This is a genomic window from Halorubrum tibetense (assembly GCF_042661865.1).
GTDB lineage: Archaea > Halobacteriota > Halobacteria > Halobacteriales > Haloferacaceae > Halorubrum > Halorubrum tibetense.
Genome location: NZ_JBHSWW010000125.1, coordinates 1 through 6,774, shown reverse-complemented (window position 1 = coordinate 6,774; position 6,774 = coordinate 1). Strand labels below are relative to the sequence as shown.

Here is a 6,774-nt window from a genome sequence, read left to right as displayed (position 1 = left end):
CGCGAGCACGTCCACGGTCCGGTCGTCCCGCCGGTCACTCACGGCCTCGCCGCCGTCGCCGTGGAACGCCTCGACGGCCGCCAGCCGGTCACGGAGGTTCGCGGCCCGCTCGAACTCCGCGTTCTCCGCGGCGGTTTCCATCCGCCGCCGGAGCGGATCGGCGAGCACCCCTGTCTCGCCCTCGAAGAACCGCCGAGCCGCCGCCACGTCCTCCGCGTAGGCCTCCGTCGCTATCTCTCCCGTACAGGGCGCGGAACAGATCCCCATCTCGTAGTCGAGACACGGGCGCTCGCGGTTCGCGTACTTGTGGTCCGAACAGCCGCGGAGCCGGTGCTCGTCACGGATCGCCTTCACGACGGCGTCGACACGCCCCTTGTTCGTGAACGGCCCGTACGCGACCGAACCCTCCTCGGGGTCCCGCGTGACCTCGATCCGCGGGACCTCGTGGTCGGTGAACGCGACCAGCGGATACGACTTGTCGTCCTTCAGTCGGACGTTGTACCGCGGCTGGAGCCGTTTGATCTGGTTGGCCTCCAACAACAGCGCCTGTGTCTCCGTGTCGGTGACGGCGAACTCGATCCGGTCGGCGCGCTCGACCATCCCGCGGATCCGACCGGATCGAGGGTCCGTGTACGACCTGACGCGGTCGCGGAGGTCGACCGCCTTCCCGACGTACAGCGTCGTCTCGCCGTCGCGGAACTGGTACACCCCCGGCTCCGGAGGTAGGTCGTTCGCACGCGTCCGAACCGCCTCGGCGTCCATCGATTCTATCTATCCGTTCGACGCGTTTGAACGCTGCGGGCGGCGGACCAGCCGTGCCCCAATTTATCAGCACTGATTCCTGAGGACGACCGTTTATATATCCGATCCGGTGACGGTTAGCCAACAATGCTGGGACTTCGAGCGGTCATTCGTCGCGCGCTCGGACGGGAACGGGGCTCGCGGTCGGTCCCGGACGGCGGCGTCGTCGTCGACGACCCGTTGGAGAGTGACGCCTCGGCCAGCGCCCCGGACGCGGGCGATCCCGACCGCGCGGCACATGTCGTCGCTGACGAGAGGGGGGTCAACCGCGCGGCGACGCTCGCCGGCGCGGGCTTCGAGCAGGTGTTCGACGCGATCAGCGTTCCGACGTTTGTCATCGACTGCGAGGGTACCGTCGCGGAGTGGAACGAGCCGATGGCGGCGCTCACGGGCGTCGATCGCGGGGAGGCGATCGGTCACTCACACGTCTCCGAGCTGTTCTACCCGGACGGTCGGCGGACGGGCACCCTCGCCGACAAGGTTCTCGACGCGCCGGACGACGCGGACGAGGTGTACGACGTCGAACGCCGTGGCGGCGCTCGTCGGCGGTATCGAGACGCCAGCACCATGACCGATCGACACGGCGAAGAGAAACACATCGAGTTCACGGCGACGCCGCTGTACGACGACGACGGCGGACTCGTCGGCGTCACGGAGGTCGTCGTCGACCGTACCGAGAACGTCATCCAGCGCGATGCCACCTCGAAGCTCGTCACGGAGATCCGGGAGACTGCGGAGGCGATCGGCGATGGGGATCTCGACGCTCGTGCGGTCCGTCACGAGGAGTGTGAGGTCCTCGACGACGACCTGTTGCGGGTCATCAGCGTCGTCAACCGGATGGCGGAGAACCTCGATGACCTCTCCGCCAGCGTCCACGCGCAGGCTCGCGAGATCGACGCCACGGTGGACGAGGCGAGCGAGGCGGCCGAGACGATCGCCGAAAACGTCGACGAGCAGAACGAGCTGTTGTCCGAGGGTGTCTCGGAAATGCAGTCCTTCTCGGCGGGAATGGAGGAGGTCGCTGCCACCGCCGACCAGGTCGACACCGCGGCGTCGGCGGCACGCGAGGCCGCGGAGGACGGGCTCGACGCGAGCGGCGACGCACGGGAGGCGACCGAGGACGTGATCGAGATCGGCGACGAGCTGGTCGACAGCGTCGGCGCGCTGTCGGATCGGATGGACGACATCGAAGCGGTGATCGAGGTGATCTCCGATGTCGCCGAACAAACGAACCTGCTCGCGCTCAACGCCAACATCGAGGCCGCACGAGCCGGTGACGGCGGAGACGGCTTCGCGGTGGTTGCCGAGGAGGTAAAGAAGCTCGCCGACGAGACGCGGGGACACACCGAGGCGATCACGGAGAGCCTCGACGAGCTCCAGGCACAGTCGACGGAGACGTCGACGGCGGTCGAGCGCTCCCACGAGCGGATCGAGGACGCGGGCGACGAGATCGAGACGGTGCTCGATTCCCTCGAAGCGATCGCGGACGCGGTCGACGAGGCGGCCGACGGCGTCGCCGAGGTCGCGCGGACCACGGACGACCAGGCGGCGACCGTCGAGGAGCTCACGGCGACGCTCGAGTCCGTTCGTGAGCGCTCCGACCGGACGGAGGTGGCGACCACGCGGATCGTGGACGCCACGGACGACCAGGAGGCGGCCGTCGACGAGCTGATCGCGCGGGTCGAGCGACTCGACACTCGTGAGTGACGACCCCGATCCGAGGACTCACCGCAGCCGCAGTCGCGATATGCCGACCCCGATGAGGTATCCCGACGCTCCGAGAACCACTGCGAACAGGAGGCCGATTCGGACGCCCTGCTCGATCCCGCCGACCAGCTCCGCCCGCGCGGAGACGGCGGCGTAATCGAGCGTCCGCGGGTAGGTGTATCGAGACACGGGAGCCCATCCACCGGTAAGGTAGCCAGCGAGCGGCGGAAACGCCGTCCACCAGAACCCGACGAGCCACAGTGTGACGGCCGTCAGGATGAACCCCGCTCCCCACGTACCGCCCGCGACCGCAATACCGAAAACAACCGCGATCCAGCCGAGCGAGAGCGCCGCGTCGACTCCGAGCAGGAATCCGGTCGTCGCGATCACCACGAGCACCGCGACGCCGGCGGCGAGGTGGCGTCTCGGCCGCTTCGTTCCGACGAGATGGGGGCGGAGTCGGGCGAGATATCGCCCATTCATACCCGCAATATATATTTATTACCTATCATTCTTTCTCTCCCCGCCGAACGTTTAACCACGCTCAACCCCCAGAAATCGTATGTCCGTTACGCCGCCCGGACCCATCGGCGACCCCCTGTTCGGCAACGGCCGACAGTTCGCTGACGACCCGTTCACGTTCATGCGTGCCTGCGCCGACAGCTACGGCGACGTGGTCCGGTTCGATCTCGGTCCGCGCGAGACGTACCTGCTCACCAACCCCGCCGACATCGAGCGCGTGCTCGTCTCCGAGGCGGAGCGGTACCGGAAACCCCAGTTCGGCGACGACGCGATGACGCGACTGCTCGGCGACGGACTCCTGTTGAGCGAGGGGGAGACGTGGCGCAAACAGCGGACGCTCGCGAACCCGTCGTTTCACACCCGGCGTATCGGTGCGCTCACTGGAACGATGGTCGGCCACACCGAGTCGCACCTCGCCGAGTGGGAGCCGGACGACGTGATCGACATCCAACTGGAGGTCGCTCGGCTCACCGTTCGGATCATCGTCTCGGCGATGTTCGGCGCGGACGTCACCGACGAGGAGGTGGCGACGGTTCAGGAGAACCTCGAACCGCTCGGCGCGCGGTTCGAGCCCGACCCCCGGCGCTTCCTGATCCCGAACTGGGTCCCCACCCGCGAGAACCGCGCGTTCGACGAGGCCGTGCGGACGCTGGAGGACGTGATCGACGGCATCGTCGAGCGCCGACAGGGGACCGAACGCGATCCGGCGGCCGACCCTGCGGGCCCCAACGGGACGGCGGTCGCCGGGCCACCCGGCGATCCCGACGGGGACGTCCCGATGGACCTCCTCTCGGTGCTGTTGCGCGCCCGTGACCGTGGCGAGCAGACGAACGAGAACCTTCGGGACGAGATGGTGACGATGCTGCTGGCCGGTCACGACACGACCGCGCTCGCGTTGACGTACACGTTCTACCTCCTCTCGCGACACCCCGAGGCCCGCAAGCGGGTCGAACGCGAGGTCGACGCCGCGACCGCGGACGGGCCGCCGACCGCCGCCGATGTCAGGGAGATGGCGTACACGGAGCGCGTCCTCAACGAGGCGATGCGGCTGTACCCGCCGGTGTACCTGCTGTTCCGCGAGCCGAAGCTCGACGTGAAGATCGACGGCTATCGGATCCCCGAAGGGTCCGCGCTGATGTGTTCACAGTGGGTCGTCCACCGGTCCTCCCGGTGGTACGACGACCCCGACACGTTCGATCCGGACCGGTGGCTCCCGGAGCGGCGGAGCGCCCGTCCACGGTTCTCGTACTTCCCGTTCGGCGGCGGCCCCCGCCACTGTATCGGCAAGGCGTTCTCGCTGCTGGAAGCGAAGCTCATCCTCGCGTCCGTCTGCTCCGAGTACGCCCTCGAGTACGAGGGCCCGGAACTCTCGCTTCGCGGTTCGCTGACGATGCACCCGAACCACCCGGTGCCGATGCGGCTACGGGAGCGGTAGGTCGTCGATCCGACCCAGGGGTCCACGCTCAGAGCGTGACCGTCCCGGCGACTTCCCGGAACTCGGCGTCGTACAGGTCGAGCGCGTGTACGCGCCACCGAATCGGCTCGATATCGGTCCCGATCAGCCGATGGAGCGCCCTCCGGCCCGGATCCCCGCCCCGCGCCAGCGTGACGTGCGGAACGTACTCGTCGCCCTCGATCCCATCGATCGCGTCGTAGGCGGCACACAGACGTCGATGCAGTCGGACGAGCTCGTCGCTCTCGACGACGAGGTAGACGACCGGTCCGGCACCTGACGTGGGGGTCTCGAAGGCGTCGACCCCGGTTACCGCCACCTCGAACGGAACGGTCCCCGACAGCAGCCCGCCGAGGTCGCGGCGTAGCGTCTCGACCGCTTCGGACTTCGGCGGGCGCAGTCGATCGGGCGCGCTCCCACCGATGTCGTCGACGCCGAACCGCTTGCAGACGAGTGTGTGCCGGTCACGAACGCGATCGAAACCCGAAAGTTTCGGGTAGAGATCGGCCGCGAGCCGACCCACAGCGGGCGGTAGCGGAACGTTGAGGCTGAACACGTGTTCGTCGGATCGGGTCGCAGTCCCTTGATTACGTCGGCGTGTGTTGCCGGGACGCGGACGGACGGCCTTCGAAGCCGGTGTGCGTGTCACCCACATGACCCGGATCGACCTCCACCGGAAGCCGTGGGTCGTGTCGTGCGATCACGCGGTTACAAACCCTCCCGCGACGAACGCCGGGTATGAGCCTCATCGCGTTCGACTTCGACGGCACGCTCTCGGACTCCGAGATGACGGTCCTGCTCGCGGAGCGCGCGGGCGTCGCCGACGAAGTCGCCGAGATCACCGAGCAGGCGATGAACGACGAGATCAGCTACGCGGAGAGCCTGTATCGCCGGGCCGAGCTGCTCGGCGGGCTGTCGGCGGAGGCCGCCGAGGAGGCGTTCGGCGCGGTCCGCATCCGACCGGGTGCGGCTCGACTCATCCGCCGCCTACGCGAGGACGGCCACCACGTCGCGGTGCTCACGGGCGGGTTCGAACGGGGCGTCGAGCGCGCACTGGAACGCGAGGGCGTCGCGGTCGACACGATCGTCGCCAACCGGCTTCCGGTCGCGAACGGCGAACTTACCGGCGAGGCAGAGGGGCCGCTCATCGAGGGGACGAAGGACGACGTTCTGGAGGGGCTCGCCGACGACCTCGGCGTCCCCATGGCGTCGACGGTCGCGGTTGGCGACGGTGCGAACGACCTGCCGATGTTGGAGGTCGCCGGGCTCGCCGTCGGATTCGTCCCGAAGGACGCGGTCCGACCGGTCTGTGACGCCGTCGTCGCCTCGATGTACCGGCTCGGAAAGGTACTGGAAGCACACGGTGTGGTATCAACCAACAGATAACTCGTCCGCGGGTCGGCCGTTCGCCCGACTCGTAAATCCTTATTCGGGACCGGATCGAAGGGCGAGGTATGGCCGTACTCGCAGGGGTGTCCGGATGATCCCAACCCTGACTTACCTGCAGTTCCACCTCGTCTTCAGTTTCCCGCTTCTCGCGGTCCTGTGGTACGTCGCTCCGCGGTACGACGCCCGCCGCCGTCGCCGTGCGACCATCGGGATCGCGATCCTCGTCGCCATCGCGTACGCGTACACGACGCCGTGGATCAGCTATATGATCCGCCGCGGCGCGTGGTGGTACGGCGACGGGGCGGTGCTCGTTCGGGCGCTGTCGATACCGCTCGGGGAGTACCTCTACTTCGCGATCCAGACGCTCATCGTCGCGTTCGTCCTCCACCGGCTCGGGTTCGACCCGACGTTCCGCGAGGGTGACTTCGACCGGAAACCGAGGGTTGCGGGGGTCCTCGTCGGGCTCTCGATGGTCGTCGTCGGGCTCTGGCTCGTGTCGCTCGGGGACTCGTTCCTCTATCTCGGCGGGCTGATCGCCTGGGTCGGGCCGGTGCTCGCGCTCCAGTGGAGCGTCGGCGGCGGCTACCTGATCCGAACCCCCGAGGTGTGGCTGACCGCGACGCTCGTTCCCTCCCTCTACTTCTGGGTCGTCGACCGGATCGCCATCGAGATGGGAACGTGGATCATCTCCGACACGTACACGACCGGGGTCGCCGTGCTCGGGCTCCCGATAGAGGAGATGCTCTTTTTCGCGTCGGCGAGCCTGATGACGATCAACGGGCTCGTCCTGTTCGAGTGGGTGCTCGACTGGAATGACCGCCGGGCGGCCGCCGAGGGGTCGCCGCTCGACGCGCTCGACCCCGCCGATGACTGACGCCGCCGCCTCCGCGGGGACGGTGACG

General features: G+C 68.1%; 7 protein-coding genes. 4 read left to right on the top strand and 3 right to left on the bottom strand.

Features of this window, described 5'->3' with window-relative positions:
• Positions 1-762: UvrB/UvrC motif-containing protein (locus ACFQEU_RS09340; protein WP_379781477.1), on the bottom strand; the 762-nt coding region annotated here is incomplete at its 3' end.
• A gap of 126 nt (positions 763-888) precedes the next feature.
• On the opposite strand from ACFQEU_RS09340, the gene ACFQEU_RS09335 reads away from it, so the two are divergent.
• Entirely contained in the window at positions 889-2,508 is a 1,620-nt protein-coding gene (locus ACFQEU_RS09335; protein WP_379781475.1) for a methyl-accepting chemotaxis protein, read from the top strand.
• Positions 2,509-2,526: 18 nt separating this feature from the next.
• On the opposite strand, the gene ACFQEU_RS09330 is transcribed toward ACFQEU_RS09335, so the two are convergent.
• Positions 2,527-2,991 carry a hypothetical protein gene (locus ACFQEU_RS09330; protein WP_379781473.1) on the bottom strand — a complete coding sequence of 155 codons (465 nt, stop codon included), beginning with the start codon at positions 2,989-2,991 and terminating at the stop codon, positions 2,527-2,529.
• Between the two features lie 79 nt (positions 2,992-3,070).
• On the opposite strand from ACFQEU_RS09330, the gene ACFQEU_RS09325 reads away from it, so the two are divergent.
• Entirely contained in the window at positions 3,071-4,465 is a 1,395-nt protein-coding gene (locus tag ACFQEU_RS09325) for a cytochrome P450 (RefSeq protein ID WP_379781471.1), read from the top strand.
• A 28-nt stretch (positions 4,466-4,493) separates the two neighbouring features.
• On the opposite strand, the gene ACFQEU_RS09320 is transcribed toward ACFQEU_RS09325, so the two are convergent.
• Positions 4,494-5,039, bottom strand: coding sequence for a 2'-5' RNA ligase family protein (locus tag ACFQEU_RS09320; RefSeq protein ID WP_379781469.1), 546 nt, complete (start codon positions 5,037-5,039; stop codon positions 4,494-4,496).
• A 182-nt stretch (positions 5,040-5,221) separates the two neighbouring features.
• Here ACFQEU_RS09320 and serB point away from each other — a divergent pair, with 182 nt between their 5' ends.
• Both serB and ACFQEU_RS09310 read left to right on the top strand, forming a co-directional pair.
• Positions 5,222-5,869, top strand: a complete 648-nt coding sequence (serB, locus tag ACFQEU_RS09315) for a phosphoserine phosphatase SerB (protein WP_379781467.1) — start codon at positions 5,222-5,224, stop codon at positions 5,867-5,869.
• A 94-nt stretch (positions 5,870-5,963) separates the two neighbouring features.
• Complete coding sequence (locus tag ACFQEU_RS09310; RefSeq protein WP_379781465.1) at positions 5,964-6,746, top strand: lycopene cyclase domain-containing protein; 783 nt, start codon at positions 5,964-5,966, stop codon at positions 6,744-6,746.
• Positions 6,747-6,774 lie beyond the last annotated feature (28 nt).

Excerpts from the sequence above, each read along its gene's own strand:
- ACFQEU_RS09335 (WP_379781475.1), top strand. The coding sequence starts at position 889 with ATGCTGGGACTTCGAGCGGTCATTCGTCGCGCGCTCGGACGGGAACGG.
- ACFQEU_RS09330 (WP_379781473.1), bottom strand. The coding sequence starts at position 2,991 with ATGAATGGGCGATATCTCGCCCGACTCCGCCCCCATCTCGTCGGAACG.
- ACFQEU_RS09325 (WP_379781471.1), top strand. The coding sequence starts at position 3,071 with ATGTCCGTTACGCCGCCCGGACCCATCGGCGACCCCCTGTTCGGCAAC.
- serB (WP_379781467.1), top strand. The coding sequence starts at position 5,222 with ATGAGCCTCATCGCGTTCGACTTCGACGGCACGCTCTCGGACTCCGAG.
- ACFQEU_RS09310 (WP_379781465.1), top strand. The coding sequence starts at position 5,964 with ATGATCCCAACCCTGACTTACCTGCAGTTCCACCTCGTCTTCAGTTTC.